Here is a 14,455-nt window from a genome sequence, read left to right as displayed (position 1 = left end):
CGCTGCCACGACGCGTTCACGCAGATCGGCTGACAGGGCTGAGGGCATTCGGCTCTCCTCCTGGAAAGCCAGGCATCGAATCACATCTGCGCCGCTCTCGAAACCCCAGACGATTCAAATCGGTCGGACACCGCTCTAGCTACCCTGAGTGAAGCCTCAGGAAGATGGTAATTTCCTGGATCAAGTCGCTCCGCTGTTGCTGGGTCAGGTCCGTAAGGATGTCGTCTCCCTCTTGGTCGATTGCTGACAAGAGTTGGATTGCTGGGGGATCCCCATCAAACATGACCAGCACCTCGGCCTGAGCGTAGGGGTCATGAGGATCGAGGCACAGGTGACCAATCATCAGGGCTGCTACGGTTGGGTGACATTGAACCATAGCTCAATGTCACCGCTCATACCGGACCGTAAGGCGCAAAATGCCGCAATAAATTTCACAATCGGATGATCGTGCAGACGCGTAGTCGGCATCATCAGGAGATCCATCGTATGACCGCCGCCAGAAATCGCCGCACCGAGTTCGCCCGCCTGGAGCAAGAAGCTGCTGCCCTCCCCAATCATGGCCCTGTTGCCGACCTCGTGGCCGAGATCCACGCTGAGCTGTCTCGTCTCATCCTCGCCAAGAGGGGATCGCACGAGGCTCGGCCCTTCCTGAAAAACTTCGGCCGCCGCGCTTATGACCTCATGGGTTCTGTCGATGGCATGCGCGTCATCTGCCACAAGACGGCTGGCCTGGACCCGCGCAAGGCTGAAATGCGGAGGGACATGCTGGACAAGGGCTGGGACGGCGTCGGCGGCGAGCACGACGTCTGGATCGCATGAGGCCCGAGCAAGCCACCTAATCCATCGCTGATCAGCTTCGTCCGGAGACTCACCGATGACCCCACGCGAACAAGCCGCCTACCTCAAAGGAATCCGCGACGCCCGCCAGATGGCGATGATCGCGGCCGTCACTATCGAAGCCCGCGACGATCACCGCGAGGTCCGCCAGCAGGCCGCATCCGCCGCTCTTCACGGACTGGCCGAGGGGTTGAAGCAGCTACTCCTGCGGAAGCCGACAACCGGAGAGTGCCGCAATGAGCGCGCTGCTCCGCTTAGTCGCACTTGTGCAGGGGATTGGAGACTTTAGCCTCTGAAAATGGAACGGTATTCAGGGTTCAGAGGTGATGATGGCGACATCCAAGATTGACGCTGTGATGCGATTAAATGCCAACATCGTCGCGACCGAGGCACGCTTCAGCAATCAGGTGGCTCGTCTTGTCGAGGTGTTCAACCAAGGCAAAGACACGGCCCGAGAGGAGGAGGTGCTCGCCTCCTACATGACCAGCCTCACCGTGCTGCGCTCAATCCGGGATCGGCTTCTGAATGGGTCGCGGTTTCGTCGTGAGAGATCCTTTTGACGTAGAAGAGGCTGAGCCTAGGGAGGAAGCCGTGAACGTGGCGGCGCAGAACTCTATCGACGAGGCGCGGTTCAAGCTCAACCAGGACATCAAGGAGGCCGAACAGCGCCGCGAGGCGCAGGTCGCCTTGATCGCCTCCCTCGCCGGCCAGGGAGGCGAGCGGGCCGAGGCGCTGCAGGCGCTCGACCTGATCGAGACGACCCTTCGTCAAGCCCAGCAGAACCACGCCCTGGTGAAGTCACTCTCGGAGGGGGAATGAACACCCCCGCCTCCAATGCCGCGAAGAAGGCGCTCCTGGAGGCGATAGAAGAGCTACGCCGCCGGCAGGGCACCCCACCCAGCCCCTCCATCCTAATGTGAAAGTCCATCATTCCACCGGATCGAACGACAGTAACCCGTTAATCGGCATTGTGTCCGGCTTCACTGTTTGAACATTGTTCAATACAATGTGTTTCCCGTATCGGTGGGCGTTCAAGACGAAGCATGACCACGAGGAAACCCGGCTTTCAACCTGGCCAGAGCGGCAACCCTGCCGGCCGCCCTAAAGGCAGCCGCAGCCGATCCACGCTGGCCCTGGAGGCTATCCTCGAGGGCGACGCCGAGAGCATCGTCCGGAAAGCCATCGAGCTCGCCACCGACGGCGACACACAGGCCCTGCGGATGTGCCTGGATCGCCTCATGCCGGCTAGGAAGGATCGCCCCGTGCAGTTCGACCTCCCCGTGATCGAGACCACTGCGGACCTACCCAGGGCCACGCACGCCCTGCTGCAAGCTGTGGCAGCCGGCGAGCTCACCCCGTCCGAGGCCGCCGACATCTCAAAATCCGTCGACGCCCACGTCCGCGCCATCGAGGCGACCGATCTGCACGAACGCCTTGCCCGCCTGGAGGAGATGACCCAGCCATGACCTCGAAAGTAATGGACCTCTGCCTCCGCAAGCTGGAAAAGGCAAGGAAGGCCAACCGCTTCGACAACATGTCGGAGGAGCAACTGAACGAGGAGATCAACCTCTACCTCGGCGAGGTCTGCGCACCGTACGGCACCGCGAACGCCACGGCCGAGGCGCTGAAGGCATCACCTGATCGCCTGGACCAGGAGGTCGCTGGGCACCTCGAATGGTACATCGGCTATGTGGGCGAGGAACGGGAGGCCGGGCGGATGGGGTAAAGCAGCGCTCCGCGCACGGAGCATTTGCACGGCCGCCTAGCGAGCCGGATGACGATCAATCGGCATCTTGTTCTATGTGAAGAATGCCCAACCGCCGGGCGACCTCGGCCGCAGCCGTGCCACCCGCTTCCAGGGCATTCGCGCGGTTCGAGAATTCCGGGCGAGAACGAGCAATCAGGAACCGATCAGTGCCGCAGTAGATGGTCCAAGCCCATTCGCATGGCCTTACGCCAATCGCTTCGGCCTGGACCCTGAGGGACGTCGGTTGATCGTGAGGCATGGTTGGCACCGTGCCATGGACGGTAGGCAGCTTCAAAGCGGAGCTACTCTCCGGTCTAGGGCCTTCTTTACAATGACCGCGTTTCACGATGAGCCGTACAGGCCATTCTACAAGTCCCGCTTCAGGCCTTAAGCCGCGGATTGAAGTGCGTTAGCCTCACCCTTGGCCATATCGTTGTGATGGATGCTTGCGATCAGGAGAGCGCGTTGCGTCCGCATCGTTTTCAGAAACTTCTCGATGTCCATCAGGTCAGCGCGGGCCTCGTGGGGGTTTTGGTCTTCGGCCTCAAGAAATGCGATATGAATCATCGCATTGATCCTTCGGTCCTCACCTCTAGCAATGAGGCTTCCTAAAGCAGCGAGACCGTCCTGTGCCACTTGAGTCATCATACCGCCCACCTCTTGCAGGCGGGCTCAGTTGTTATGGTTAACGATTGGTTAACAAAGTGCCGTAGGCGCGCAAACGGTGTAAGGGGCTCATCTCACCTTTCTAGGCTTGTAAGGTATCGGATCACGTCCTCGACTTGGTCGGGATTGAGCTTGAATTCTGGCATGCCAGGATGACCCGTTCTGATACCTTCTGCTAGGAACTCGGCAAGATCGGTCACCGGATAGCGAGTATGGAGGTCGCGGAACCGAGGTGCCTCGGCAAGCGGACTTTCGCCTATGCGACCAACTGCGTGGCAGCGAGCACAATGAACCTGCACGTAGGTGTGTCCCCGCCGGACGTGGACGTCCTCAGCCGCGTCAACCGACGTGACCGTGACGCTCAGGCCCGCGGAAAGGATTGCCGCGGCCAGGGTTGAGGCAGGGTAGCGCATGGAGGTCTCCCGCAAATGGCCCGCTCACAGCAGACGTTTCGGATAGCTCCCTCTCAAGCGCAAGCCTGAGCTGAGCCAATGCGCGCACCCGCTTACCACGCGATTGCTGCCGTTTCAGCTGCACAAAGATCACTCCGTTGGATTGCGCCTATGTCGTCGCGTGGGATCTCCGGGAATGAAAATGTGACGTAACGATCAGCTCAAGAACGCGGTCGCAGGACGACGATGTTTCCGTCTTCAAACGCAGGTGGAATGGAGTGGCCGAGAGCCTCGGCTACCTTGACGGCTAAATGCTCACGCTTGAACGGCTTACCAATCAGGCGGACGCCATCGTCCAGGCGGCCGTGATGGACGATGGAGTTCTCGGTGTAGCCCGACATGTAGAGAACTCTCACCTCGGGACGCATTTCGGTGATGCGTTCGGCAAGTTCTCGACCACGCACCTTACCGGGGAGCACCACGTCAGTCAGCAGCAGATCGACGGCAGCCGTGTTGGCGCCGAACACCCGGAGAGCCTCCTCCCCATCGGCAGCCTCTAGGACACGGTAGCCAAGGTCGGACAGGATTGCGCAGGCGATCTCGCGCACCGCCGGCTCGTCTTCGACAACGAGCACCGTGGCATTGCCGCGGGGCAGTTCGATCGGGGCCACGGAACGCTGTCCGGCAACCGAGACAACGCCCACCGCCCGCGGCAGGTAGATCTTCACTGTCGTACCCTCGCCGGGCTCAGAATAGATCTTTACGTGCCCGCCGGACTGCTTCACGAAGCCGAACACCATCGCCAGTCCGAGGCCGGTGCCCTTGCCGTCGGGCTTGGTCGTGAAGAACGGCTCGAACACCCGCTTCACGACCTCGGGCGTCATGCCGTGGCCGGTGTCGGAGACGGCCAGCATGGCATAGTCGCCTGGCGTAACTTCTGAATGGTGTTGAGCATATTCCCGGTCCAGAACCTTATTGCCGAGCTCAATGGTCAAGCGTCCTCCGCCTGGCATGGCGTCCCGGGCATTCAATGCAAGGTTCAGAACCGCGCTTTCTAATTGTGCTGGGTCCGCCATTGCCGGCCAAAGGCCGGCGCTTTCGACGTAGCGGACTTCAATGTGCTCTCCGAGGGTACGCCGGAGTAATGGTACGAGGTCGGGCATCGTGGCTGCCAAGTCGATGGGCGTAGGGGCCAAGGGCTGCTTGCGCGCAAAGGCAAGAAGTTGACCGGTAAGTGTCGCCCCACGCTGGGCAGCCCAGGCGGCCCTCTCGATCCGAGTCTGGAGCTTGGCATCCTCATCGCCGAGCTTGGATCGGACGAATTCCAAATTGCCGAGGATCACCTGTAAAAGGTTGTTGAAGTCATGTGCGATGCCCCCAGTCAGCTGGCCGATGGCCTGCATTTTCTGCGCCTCGCGGAGCACACCCTCGGCCTGGGCGCGCTTGGTCATGTCGGTTACCGTCACCACGAAGCCACCATCAGGCATCGGCGTACGGCGAAGCTCAATGTGGTGCTCATCGCCGCGAATACGCTCGTACACCACCGGCTCTCCGGAGACGCTTCGGCCGTGGCGGATCTGGTCCTCACTTTCCAGGGCGGGACGACCGGCATCGGCGGTGTGCTCGACGAAGGCGGCGTAGGGCGTACCGGGACGCAGCATCGCTTTGGGGATGTCGAGCAAGACCTGGAAGCAATGATTCCAGTTCGTCATCTGTCGGTCGGCCCCGAACACCGCAATGCCCTGGCTCAGGCTATCAAGGGAAGCGCGTAGACGCAGGGCTAGCGTACGCTGCTCGGCTTCGATCTGGTACGAGCGCGACCAAGCTTGGTTCAGGAGGCGTGCCGCGAGTAGCAAGACGACCGCAGCAAGAACCGCGCCGCCAAGCACCAGCCAACGGACCCAGGCTGCGCGGGCATCGTTTTCTCCCAAACGCCTGTCCAACAAGCCCTGTTCTTCTCCAAGCATGGCCGCCAGGGTAGTCTCAGCCTGCTTCTGATAATCGCGACCCGCATCGGTGTTGACGAGGCGCAGCGCCGCCTCAAATCCGACGTCCCGACGTAGCTGCACGGTCTGTGCGAGCTCTTCCAGCTTGTGCTGGATCACTGGGGACAGATCGCGGAGCCGTCGCTGTTGTGCGGGGTTGTCGACGGTGAGCTTTTGTAATTCTCCCTGTAGCCCCCCGACGCGATCGCGGGCCTCGTTGTAGGGTGCCAGATAATCGTCCTTGCTGGTGAGGAGGAAGCCACGCTGACCGGTCTCCGCGTCGCGAAGGGCGATGGCGAGATCCTTCAACGTGGCGAGTACGCGGTAGCTATGCTGCGACCATTCACGTGCCTCGCGGGAGGCACCCAGCCGCTCCCAAGTCACGCCGCCGACCAAAGCCAGAATGGCGAGTAGCACGGTGAAAACCAGGAAATTAGCGCGCGCGACGAGGTGCTTGGTCATGTCGATCCCGTCTTCGCCTGCGCCGGTGCCTTGGATGACCGCTGCGCAGGCGCGGGCCCGAGCAACGCGCCGAGATGGGAACCGGCACAGTTCGATGATGCAGTTCCTACCCGTATCCCTGGCGATTGCGAGGAAATAGCGATGCTGAGCCTCTCTAAGATAATTGCATCGTTCGGCTCCTCAACTCCATCCATGGAGGGTGAGGGCTACCCTGTCTGGTTGCCCAAATTCAGCCGGCGGATCATTCGGGCCGGCAAGTGAGCGTTGGTATGGCTGAATTTGAACACAGGGGATCCATGCCCAACGGCAACTACCGACCACGCCCGATAGTTGACGGGCGGGCTCGTTGACGGGATCCGGGCGCGGTGCCGGGATGTCCTTCCGCTTCCCGCTGGAGATACGCCTTGGACGGATATGGTGGTGGGGAGCTGAACCGGCCTGATCTGGGGGTACTCCTGGCGGCAGTCGAGGCGTCAGGAGAGGCAATCCTTATTACGTCGGCGGAGCTCGACGAGCCGGGACCGCGCATCGAATACGTCAATCCGGCCTTCATGCGTATGACGGGTTACACAGCATGCGAGGTTCTAGGACTTACACCCCGTCTGCTCCAAGGCCCAAAGACGGAGCGTGCCGTACTCGATCAAATGCGCGCAGCGCTCGTAAGAGGCGACGGATTTCAGGGTGAGGCGCTCAATTATCGCAAAGACGGTACGACCTACATGGTCGAATGGTTGATAACGCCAGTGCGCGAGGCGAATGGCGACATATCGCGATGGATCTCCGCACAGCGGGACGTCACTCGACGCCGCGCCGCCGAGGACCAGCAAGGATTGATGGTCCGCGAGCTGCATCACAGGGTAAAGAACACGCTAGCCACGGTGCAGGCAGTGCTAAATGCAACCGTGCGCTCCTCCCCTTCCATCGCCGAGTTCACACGTGCCTTTTCGGGCCGGATCGCCTCGCTCGCCAAGACTCATGCACTGATCACCGAGGATACGGATCAGGTGGTGGGTTTTGAAGAGCTGTTGCGAGATGAGCTGCAGGCTTACGACGAACCGGGACGACAGCGTGTGAGGCTCCAGGGGCCTCCAGTCCTCCTCTCCTCCGAGCTCGCGGTACCTATTGGTATGGCGCTACATGAATTGACGTCGAACGCACTCCGCCATGGAGCGCTTGGCGACCCCCGTGGTTGGCTGGAGGTTGCCTGGTCTGTCGAGGAATGCCCAAGCGGCCAAGTCCTTCACTGGACCTGGAACGAGCACGACGGCCCACCCACCGCCCTACCGACGCGTGAGGGCTTCGGCTCGAAGCTGCTCAATCGCGTGCTTACGCTGCAAGTTGGTGCGAGGGTCGACATCGCGTTTGATCCGGATGGGTTACGGGTGAGCGTCGCCGTTCCGCTGACGATGGCCGAGCGTCAGTCCAAAGATAAGGAACCCTATGCCAACCCTACAGTTTTCCGTAGCGCCTCGCGAACATAACAGTGCGGTGGAGAGCCGGAATGAGCAAGATTTCTAATGACCTTCCGTCAGGCTCCGGAGAACGTGAGGTCGGCACGTTAGGCGGTTTCACCGGCTCAATCCGAGAACAAGCGGAGAGCTATACCGAGAAGCGTAAGGCTGATGTATCCCGCGTCGTGTCAGATGTTGCTGAGGCCATACGCGCGAGTAGTGCCGACTTCGGGAGCCACCAGCACGTGAAGGCCTTTTTCGACAGCGCCGCCGATGGAATTCAGGAGCTTTCCGAAAAGATCGACCAGCGCACGTTCGGCGAAATCTATGGCGAGGTTGAAGCCACCGTCCGTCGGAACCCTAGTGTGACCGTAGCTGCTGCAGCATTCGCTGGTTTCGTACTCTTCCGCTTTCTTAAGGCGTCAAAGATCCCGCCCGTGCCGCGCTCCTATGCAATGGTTCCAGTTGATGTCCTCCCAACCCAGGACGTGTGAGACGCGTTATGGCCGAGCCGCAACTTCGGAGCCTTCCCAGCCTCGTTGGTGATGCGATCCGCGAGACGCATAACGTTGTTTCTAAGGAAATTGCGCTCTTTCGCACCGAGATGAGCGAAGGCCTTCATCAGCTCGCTATGGGCCTGAGCCTATTCATTTCCGCGACCTTACTCGCGGTAACAGGCGTGCTGGTGCTGATCCTCGCGTTGGTGAAGGGCTTGGCCACGGTACTGCACTCCGAAGCCATGGCAGCCCTTGTTGTCGGGGGTGGGTTCGCGGTGGTGGCGCTTGGCCTAGCGTTGTGGGGGCGTAGCAAGGTTTCCCTTGCTAGCCTGGAACCTACTAGGACGGAGCGACAGGTCCGCCAGGATGCTGGCATCATTACGGAGCGCATGGGCGGATGAGTAAGCCAGCAGACGAGATCGAGCGTGAGGTCGAGGCAAGCCGAGGCAGACTCGACCGGACACTCGATACCCTTCAGTCCCGCCTGGACGTCTCGGGCGTCACAGCCAACTTGATGAGCTCCGCCTGGCGCGCAAGAATGCTTCATGGGAATACCGCCCGGGTCGTTGACGCGAGCCGGGCGAACCCACTGCCGGTACTGCTGATCCTGAGCGGGCTGGGCTACCTCGTTTACGACACTGCACGGCGTGCGGCCGAGGCGAGACGCCTTGCTCTGGTGCCGGGGGATTTGTCCCGAACGAACACGGACAGCAACCTAGCGGGGAACAGTCAGGATCGTTTGGACAACCGGCTCAATGATGCACTGGAGGAAAGTTTCCCGGGCAGTGACCCGGTTTCGGTACAGATCACGAGATAGGTGCAAAAGTCGCTCTATCGATATGAGCGATTACTGAGGCGAAGGAATACGTTAGGCGCCTTAGGCGAGAACCAACTTCCTGGCCAATTGTGAAGGAAGGATTGCTAAAACAGCTCCCTTTTCTCACGTCTGTAAAACGACGGTATTTCCGACAATCAGCATCGCCGACGTCAGTATGACCCTATGGTGAAGCGGACATGCTGCTCTCGACCCGATCCCGTCCTTCGAGTTTCAAATCTCGGCGCCGCAAAGCGGACGTTGAATGGGACATCACGGTACGGCTGAAGACCATCGTCGCCCCGGACCATTGGCGGCAAGCCGATCGAGGTTGGCGAGGAGCCGAGCAAGCAGGTCGACGAACTGCTCGGCTTCCGCCTCCGTGAAGCCGGCGAGGGCATCGCGGTTGCCCTGCATCAGCACAGCGGTTGCTTCCGGCAGGCACGAGAGGGCCATCTCCGTCAGAGCCACACGATGGCTGCGGCCATCGGCCGGATCCGGCGTCCGACGGACGAGACCGTCCCGTTCCATTCGCGCCAACATTTGCGCCATTGGCGGCTGCTCGACCCGCGCGAAACGCGCGAGATCGCGTTGCGTGCCGGCCTTTCCGTCCCGCAACGCGACCAGGACCGGCAGGTGGCCGACGCCGAAGCCGAACGGCTTCAGCCGTGCCTCGCTGAGGCGGGCGAAGCCACGGGCAACAAGGCTGACGAGATGCCCCGGCGTCGACAGTACGTCACGATGTTCGCTCATTGCCCTTACCTTAACCGTACGCGTCCGGTGATGGCCGCGGTCGACAGCATCGCGCACTCGGCTGAAGCCTGACCTTAATGCTGGCGTTAAGGTCAGCGGGTCGGGGCGATGCGGGTCGAGGTGCTTGAGGGGGCCGAACGACGGCGGCGCTGGTCGTTCGAGGACAAGGTGCGGATCGTCGAAGCCTCGTACGAGGCCGGGGTGTCGGTGTGTTCGGTGGCGCGCCGGCACAGGATCGCCCAGGGCCTGCTGTTCACGTGGCGACGCCAGGCTCGGGAAGGCCGTTTGGGCGGGGACGAGCAGGCCCCGGTCTTCGTGCCCGTCGCGATCACCCCGGAGCCGTCGCCGGCGGTTCCAGTTCTGCGGTCGGATGATCTTGATGTTGCGGCCCAGCCCCGTCGAGCGCGGCGCAAGACCGGGATCATGGAGATCGATCTCGGTGGTGGTCGGCGTCTCAAGGTCGAACGGGACGTCGATGCCGCGGCACTGCGTCGGGTGCTCGATGCCCTGGAGGGCCGATGATCCCGCTGCCGGCCAACGTTCGGGTCTGGCTGGCCACCGGCCACACCGACATGCGCAAGGGCTTTTCCAGCTTGGGGATGATCGTCCAGGAAACGCTCAAGCGCGATCCCCACTCCGGACACCTGTTCGTCTTCCGCGGCCGGCGCGGTGACCTGATCAAGGTGATCTGGCACGATGGCCAGGGCGCGTGCCTGTACACCAAGCGGCTCGACCGCGGCCGCTTCCTGTGGCCGTCGGTGGCGGACGGAGCCGTGACGATCTCGACGGCGCAGCTCGGCTACCTGCTCTCGGGCATCGACTGGCGGATGCCGCAGGAGAGCTGGCGTCCGAGCGCCGTCGGCTGAGGATAACGCGTTACAGACGCTGAGGAATATGCTCTTCTCAGTGTGTGCCGAACGCGCCTGAGCCCCCGCCGCTTCCCACCGATCTCGCTGCCGCTCACGCCATGATCCTGGCCGAGCGGGCGGCGCGGCTCGTGTCCGAGATCGCGGTCGAACGGCTCAAGCTGGAGGTCGCCCGGCTGCGACGGGAGCGCTTCGGGGCCTCCTCGGAACGCAGCACCCGGATCGACCAGCTCGAACTGACGTTGGAGGATCTGGAGGAGACGCTCGCCGAGACGGAGGCGCAAGCGGCTGAGCCCGAGCCGCATACCACCCCGACCTCTTCCCAGCGCAAGCCCGCTCGTAGGCCCTTGCCCGAGCATCTGCCGCGCGAGCGCATTCTCCATCCCGGCCCGACGACCTGCGCCTGCTGTGGCGGGGCACGTCTGCGCCCTCTCGGCGAAGACGTAACCGAGACTCTGGAGCGGATCCCGGCGCGCTGGGTCGTGATCCAGCATGCGCGCGAGCGCTTCTCCTGCCGCGACTGCGAGACCATCGCGCAGAACCCGGCCCCCTTCCATCCGATCCCGCGGGGGCGGGCCGGGCCGAACCTCCTGGCCGAGGTGATGATGGCCAAGTTCGGCCTGCATCTGCCGCTGCATCGCCAGAGCCAGCGCTTCGCCCATGAAGGCGTGCCGGTCGACGTCTCGACGTTGGCTGGCTGGGTCGGAGCCGTCACCACCGCCCTGTCGCCCCTAGTCTCCCGGATCGAGGCCCATGTCCGGGGAGCCGACCGCCTCCATCTCGACGATACGCCGGTGCCGGTCCTGGCCAAGGGGAAGACCCGCACCGGCCGGCTCTGGACGGTGGTGCGCGACGACCGCCCCTTCGGTGGACCCGAGCCGCCGGCCGCGGCCTACTTCTACTCCCCCGACCGCTCCGGCGCGCATGCCGAGACTTGGCTCGGCGACTTCCACGGCATCGTGCAGGCGGACGCCTTCTCGGGGTTCGGCCGGCTGTACGACCCAGGCCGCAAGCCGGGTCCGATCCGCGAGGCGGCCTGCTGGGCCCATGCCCGACGCAAGTTCTTCGAGCTGGCCGATCTAAAGAAGGCTCCGATCGCCATCGAGGCCGTGACGCGGATCGATCAGATCTTCGCCATCGAGCGCGCCGCCAACGGTCTTGCCCCCAATGAACGCCGCGCGCACCGAAGCATTCGCTCGGCCGCCCTCGTTGCCGACCTGGAGGCGTGGCTGCGGGAGAACCGCGCCAAGCTCTCGGCCAAGGCTCCCACGGCAGCGGCGATCGACTACCTGCTCAAGCGCTGGACCGCCTTCGCCCGGTTCCTCGACGACGGACGGATCTGCCTGTCGAACAATGCTGCCGAACGCTCCATCCGTCCCATCGCGGTGGGCCGCCGCAACTGGACCTTCGCCGGATCGGATGCGGGCGGTCATCGTACCGCTGCCCTCTACACGCTGATCGAAACCGCCAAGCTCAATCGCATCGACCCCCAGGCCTGGCTCGCCGACGTGCTCACGCGGCTACCCGACCATCCCGCCAGGCGTATCGACGATCTGCTGCCGTGGAACTGGACCCAGCCTCAGCGCCGGCAGATCGCCGCCTGACACCCCGCCGGGACCACGAACGCGGCCTTCACCGAAGGCGTACCCTTAACCTCCACGATTGGCTACTAATGCATACGTGCATATGTATCGACTGCCTTGTACGCGCTCAACCGCTGCCTGGCGCCATTCATTGAAGGCCAACGGTATGCCCCGCGAGAGCGTTACGGTCACCACCCCCGACGGCCGTTGCCCAGTCACCATAGCCACCCCCGAGGGATGGACGGACGGGCCAGCCCTCATCTTCTTCATGGATGCAGGCGGCATCCGCCCGGCCGTATTCGAGATGACGCAGCGGCTGGCCGACGCTGGTTACCTCGTGCTGGTACCGGACCTCTTTTACCGCTATGGTCCCTACGGCCACTTCGATCCTGTGGAGGTGATGAGGAGCGACTTCCGCGCGGTGCTCGGTCCCCTGATGGCGACGACCGGCAACGCGAAGGCCGCGCAGGACACGACGGCGCTTCTGGCCTACCTCGACACCCGCCGGGACGTCGTGGGGTGTCAAGTCAGCGCCATCGGCTTCTGCATGGGCGGCGGCATGGCGATCATCGCAGCCGGAACCCACTCGGACCGGTTCGCAGCCGTGGCAAGCTTCCACGGCGGCAACCTTGCCACCGACGCGTCGGACAGTCCGCATACCGTCGCGCTGCTGATCAAGGCACGGCTCTACATCGCGGCGGCGACCAACGATGACAGCTACCCGCCGGAGATGGCCGGGCGCTTAGAAACGGCGCTGCGCGGGGCCGGCGTTTCGTTTGAGGCCGAGACCTACCCCGCCGCCCACGGCTGGATGAAACCCGACTTCCCGCTTTTCGACGCGGCCGCCGCCGAACGAGGATGGCGGGCGATGCTGGCCTTACTTGATCGCGAACTGCGGCAGGGCAGCGTTCCTAACTAATGTGTAGGCCCTTGAGCAGGCGAGGTCGCCTCGTCAGCTTCAATGGCATAACCGTGCGGAAGGGGTGGGTCGCAGAACCACCCGACTCAGTCATTCGGAAGCATTATCATTTAGGGACAGGGCCCAGGCTCGCCCCGCCCTCGTCTGCGTCAACGGCATAGCTCGACGATGTTGGGTATCCGTTCGTATCGGACTATGCCGAGCGATGGATCCATGACGATCGACGGACTGGTAGGCCAACTCATGGCATCGACCTGTCCACGCTCTGCGTTGCCCGTCGGACGGAGGTTTTTCCGATGCGTAGCAGTCATACTCAAGCCCAGCTGGCGCAAGTCGTCGCTGGCCTCAGTGAAGGGGTGATCCTGATCGAGGCCGATCATACGCTGTCCTACGCCAACGAGGCGGCGCTCACGATGCATGGCGTTGCCGAGCTGGACGACCTTGGCGCTACCATCTCCGAATATCGTGCTAACTTCGTGCTGCGCTACCGCAACCATCGGGAGATCGGACCGCTGCAGCATCCAGTGGAGCGGGGGCTCGCTGGCGAGACTTTCCGTGATGCTGTGGTCGAAGTGCACCATGCACGGGATCCGACAAAGATCTGGATGCATCGTATTCGCAGCCTTGTCGTGACTGAGGCGGAGGGTCGTCCGACGGGCCTTGCCCTCATCATGCAAGACGTGAGCGATCACTACGAGGCGGAGGAACGCTTTGAGAGCATGTTCCGGGCAAACCCAGCCCCGGCCGTGGTGTGCCGGCTCTCCGATCTCCGCTACGTGAAAGTCAACCAGGGCTTCATCGACCTGACAGGCTTCACGCGCGATCAGGTGCTCGGTCGGACGTTCACGGAGATCGATCTGCTAGGCCAGTGCAAGCACCGCGCTGCTGCCGTAGCCCATCTCCATGCCGGCACTCCGATCCTGCAGGGAGAAGCGTGCCTTTGTGTCCCAGCCGACCCGGAGAAGTACGTGATCGTCGCTGGACATCCCATTGAGATGCCCGGTGGCGAGCGCTGCATGCTGTTCACCTTCGCCGACCTGGAGGATCGCCGGAAGGCGGAGGCGGAGTTGCGCCTAAGCGAAGAACGGTTCGCCAAGGCGTTCGAGCTCAGCCCAATCCCGACCGCTCTTCTGAGTTCGGAAGCGGAGGTGTCGACCAGCATCAATGAGGCTTATGCTGCAGCCTTCGGTGATGCAGCCGATGTCACATCCGTACCCTGGGTCGAGGAAACCGAGCGGACACGCTTCAAGCGCGAACTGCAGCGCTACGGTCGGGTCCGAGCCTTTGAGGGACGTTTACGGACCCGGCAGGGCGACATCCTCGATTGCCTCGTCTCTGCCGAGCCGATCACGGTGAACGGCAGCTCTGGCCTGCTTTGCGCCGTTCAGGACATCTCTTCTCGAAAACGTACCGAGGCGGAATTGATCTCAGCCATCGAGGCCGTAATGGCGGACGCCTCATGGTTCAGCCACGGGGTGATCGA

The 14,455-nt window shown here is 62.7% G+C and carries 19 protein-coding genes; 15 read left to right on the top strand and 4 right to left on the bottom strand.

What is annotated here, in order from left to right:
- Window positions 1-486 precede the first annotated feature (486 nt).
- The 6 genes from MKK51_RS00190 to MKK51_RS00165 all read left to right on the top strand — a co-directional run bounded on the left by MKK51_RS00190 (window position 487) and on the right by MKK51_RS00165 (window position 2,563).
- Complete coding sequence (locus MKK51_RS00190; protein WP_243974254.1) at window positions 487-819, top strand: hypothetical protein; 333 nt, start codon at window positions 487-489, stop codon at window positions 817-819.
- Between the two features lie 55 nt (window positions 820-874).
- Window positions 875-1,126 carry a hypothetical protein gene (locus MKK51_RS00185; protein ID WP_243974253.1) on the top strand — a complete coding sequence of 84 codons (252 nt, stop codon included), beginning with the start codon at window positions 875-877 and terminating at the stop codon, window positions 1,124-1,126.
- A 40-nt stretch (window positions 1,127-1,166) separates the two neighbouring features.
- A complete protein-coding gene (locus MKK51_RS00180; RefSeq protein WP_243974252.1) occupies window positions 1,167-1,397 on the top strand; it encodes a hypothetical protein in 231 nt (76 codons plus the stop codon).
- A gap of 31 nt (window positions 1,398-1,428) precedes the next feature.
- Window positions 1,429-1,656 (top strand): hypothetical protein, encoded by a 228-nt coding sequence (locus MKK51_RS00175; protein WP_243974251.1) that lies wholly within the window; start codon window positions 1,429-1,431, stop codon window positions 1,654-1,656.
- 224 nt (window positions 1,657-1,880) lie between these two features.
- A complete protein-coding gene (locus tag MKK51_RS00170) occupies window positions 1,881-2,303 on the top strand; it encodes a DUF5681 domain-containing protein (RefSeq protein ID WP_243974249.1) in 423 nt (140 codons plus the stop codon).
- Entirely contained in the window at window positions 2,300-2,563 is a 264-nt protein-coding gene (locus tag MKK51_RS00165) for a hypothetical protein (protein WP_243974247.1), read from the top strand. Before MKK51_RS00170 ends, MKK51_RS00165 begins: the two co-directional genes overlap by 4 nt.
- A 408-nt stretch (window positions 2,564-2,971) precedes the next feature.
- Here the strand turns inward: MKK51_RS00165 and MKK51_RS00160 are convergent, their stop codons facing one another.
- The 3 genes from MKK51_RS00160 to MKK51_RS00150 form a co-directional block, all read right to left on the bottom strand.
- The gene (locus tag MKK51_RS00160) at window positions 2,972-3,151 is read right to left on the bottom strand and encodes a hypothetical protein (RefSeq protein ID WP_243974245.1); all 180 of its coding nucleotides are present in this window, start codon (window positions 3,149-3,151) and stop codon (window positions 2,972-2,974) included.
- A 173-nt stretch (window positions 3,152-3,324) separates the two neighbouring features.
- Complete coding sequence (locus MKK51_RS00155) at window positions 3,325-3,663, bottom strand: c-type cytochrome (protein WP_243974243.1); 339 nt, start codon at window positions 3,661-3,663, stop codon at window positions 3,325-3,327.
- A 200-nt stretch (window positions 3,664-3,863) separates the two neighbouring features.
- Window positions 3,864-6,089: a CHASE3 domain-containing protein gene (locus tag MKK51_RS00150; protein WP_243974241.1), complete on the bottom strand. Its 2,226-nt coding sequence runs from the start codon at window positions 6,087-6,089 to the stop codon at window positions 3,864-3,866.
- Between the two features lie 404 nt (window positions 6,090-6,493).
- Between MKK51_RS00150 and MKK51_RS00145 the strand changes: the two genes are divergently transcribed.
- From MKK51_RS00145 to MKK51_RS00130, 4 genes are read left to right on the top strand one after another with little or no spacing between them, the layout of a single operon-like run.
- On the top strand, window positions 6,494-7,570 hold the full coding sequence (locus MKK51_RS00145; RefSeq protein WP_243974240.1) for an HWE histidine kinase domain-containing protein: 1,077 nt from the start codon (window positions 6,494-6,496) through the stop codon (window positions 7,568-7,570).
- A 20-nt stretch (window positions 7,571-7,590) separates the two neighbouring features.
- Window positions 7,591-8,034 carry a hypothetical protein gene (locus MKK51_RS00140; RefSeq protein ID WP_243974239.1) on the top strand — a complete coding sequence of 148 codons (444 nt, stop codon included), beginning with the start codon at window positions 7,591-7,593 and terminating at the stop codon, window positions 8,032-8,034.
- Between the two features lie 8 nt (window positions 8,035-8,042).
- A complete protein-coding gene (locus tag MKK51_RS00135; protein ID WP_227439720.1) occupies window positions 8,043-8,438 on the top strand; it encodes a phage holin family protein in 396 nt (131 codons plus the stop codon).
- Complete coding sequence (locus MKK51_RS00130) at window positions 8,435-8,854, top strand: DUF3618 domain-containing protein (RefSeq protein WP_227439719.1); 420 nt, start codon at window positions 8,435-8,437, stop codon at window positions 8,852-8,854. Before MKK51_RS00135 ends, MKK51_RS00130 begins: the two co-directional genes overlap by 4 nt.
- Before the next feature lie 270 nt (window positions 8,855-9,124).
- Here MKK51_RS00130 and MKK51_RS00125 read toward each other — a convergent pair whose 3' ends face one another.
- Window positions 9,125-9,604: a MarR family winged helix-turn-helix transcriptional regulator gene (locus tag MKK51_RS00125; RefSeq protein WP_243974238.1), complete on the bottom strand. Its 480-nt coding sequence runs from the start codon at window positions 9,602-9,604 to the stop codon at window positions 9,125-9,127.
- A 108-nt stretch (window positions 9,605-9,712) separates the two neighbouring features.
- On the opposite strand from MKK51_RS00125, the gene tnpA reads away from it, so the two are divergent.
- The 5 genes from tnpA to MKK51_RS00100 all read left to right on the top strand — a co-directional run.
- On the top strand, window positions 9,713-10,126 hold the full coding sequence (gene tnpA / locus MKK51_RS00120; protein WP_243974237.1) for an IS66-like element accessory protein TnpA: 414 nt from the start codon (window positions 9,713-9,715) through the stop codon (window positions 10,124-10,126).
- A complete protein-coding gene (gene tnpB, locus MKK51_RS00115; protein WP_056267967.1) occupies window positions 10,123-10,470 on the top strand; it encodes an IS66 family insertion sequence element accessory protein TnpB in 348 nt (115 codons plus the stop codon). Before tnpA ends, tnpB begins: the two co-directional genes overlap by 4 nt.
- Before the next feature lie 101 nt (window positions 10,471-10,571).
- Window positions 10,572-12,074 carry an IS66 family transposase gene (gene tnpC / locus MKK51_RS00110; protein ID WP_243974255.1) on the top strand — a complete coding sequence of 501 codons (1,503 nt, stop codon included), beginning with the start codon at window positions 10,572-10,574 and terminating at the stop codon, window positions 12,072-12,074.
- A gap of 145 nt (window positions 12,075-12,219) precedes the next feature.
- A complete protein-coding gene (locus MKK51_RS00105; RefSeq protein ID WP_243974236.1) occupies window positions 12,220-12,972 on the top strand; it encodes a dienelactone hydrolase family protein in 753 nt (250 codons plus the stop codon).
- A gap of 296 nt (window positions 12,973-13,268) precedes the next feature.
- On the top strand, window positions 13,269-14,455 hold a 1,187-nt coding region (locus MKK51_RS00100), incomplete at its 3' end, for a PAS domain S-box protein (protein WP_243974235.1).

The organism is Methylobacterium sp. E-045 (assembly GCF_022829685.1).
Taxonomy (GTDB): domain Bacteria; phylum Pseudomonadota; class Alphaproteobacteria; order Rhizobiales; family Beijerinckiaceae; genus Methylobacterium.
This window is presented reverse-complemented; position numbering and strand designations above follow the sequence as displayed.

What these genes read in the sequence shown, in the direction of transcription:
- MKK51_RS00190 (WP_243974254.1), top strand. Translation starts at nt 487, where the DNA reads ATGACCGCCGCCAGAAATCGCCGCACCGAGTTCGCCCGCCTGGAGCAA.
- MKK51_RS00185 (WP_243974253.1), top strand. Translation starts at nt 875, where the DNA reads ATGACCCCACGCGAACAAGCCGCCTACCTCAAAGGAATCCGCGACGCC.
- MKK51_RS00180 (WP_243974252.1), top strand. Translation starts at nt 1,167, where the DNA reads ATGGCGACATCCAAGATTGACGCTGTGATGCGATTAAATGCCAACATC.
- MKK51_RS00170 (WP_243974249.1), top strand. Translation starts at nt 1,881, where the DNA reads ATGACCACGAGGAAACCCGGCTTTCAACCTGGCCAGAGCGGCAACCCT.
- MKK51_RS00165 (WP_243974247.1), top strand. Translation starts at nt 2,300, where the DNA reads ATGACCTCGAAAGTAATGGACCTCTGCCTCCGCAAGCTGGAAAAGGCA.
- MKK51_RS00160 (WP_243974245.1), bottom strand. Translation starts at nt 3,151, where the DNA reads ATGATTCATATCGCATTTCTTGAGGCCGAAGACCAAAACCCCCACGAG.
- MKK51_RS00155 (WP_243974243.1), bottom strand. Translation starts at nt 3,663, where the DNA reads ATGCGCTACCCTGCCTCAACCCTGGCCGCGGCAATCCTTTCCGCGGGC.
- MKK51_RS00150 (WP_243974241.1), bottom strand. Translation starts at nt 6,089, where the DNA reads ATGACCAAGCACCTCGTCGCGCGCGCTAATTTCCTGGTTTTCACCGTG.
- MKK51_RS00140 (WP_243974239.1), top strand. Translation starts at nt 7,591, where the DNA reads ATGAGCAAGATTTCTAATGACCTTCCGTCAGGCTCCGGAGAACGTGAG.
- MKK51_RS00135 (WP_227439720.1), top strand. Translation starts at nt 8,043, where the DNA reads ATGGCCGAGCCGCAACTTCGGAGCCTTCCCAGCCTCGTTGGTGATGCG.
- MKK51_RS00130 (WP_227439719.1), top strand. Translation starts at nt 8,435, where the DNA reads ATGAGTAAGCCAGCAGACGAGATCGAGCGTGAGGTCGAGGCAAGCCGA.
- MKK51_RS00125 (WP_243974238.1), bottom strand. Translation starts at nt 9,604, where the DNA reads ATGAGCGAACATCGTGACGTACTGTCGACGCCGGGGCATCTCGTCAGC.
- tnpA (WP_243974237.1), top strand. Translation starts at nt 9,713, where the DNA reads ATGCGGGTCGAGGTGCTTGAGGGGGCCGAACGACGGCGGCGCTGGTCG.
- tnpB (WP_056267967.1), top strand. Translation starts at nt 10,123, where the DNA reads ATGATCCCGCTGCCGGCCAACGTTCGGGTCTGGCTGGCCACCGGCCAC.
- tnpC (WP_243974255.1), top strand. Translation starts at nt 10,572, where the DNA reads ATGATCCTGGCCGAGCGGGCGGCGCGGCTCGTGTCCGAGATCGCGGTC.
- MKK51_RS00105 (WP_243974236.1), top strand. Translation starts at nt 12,220, where the DNA reads ATGCCCCGCGAGAGCGTTACGGTCACCACCCCCGACGGCCGTTGCCCA.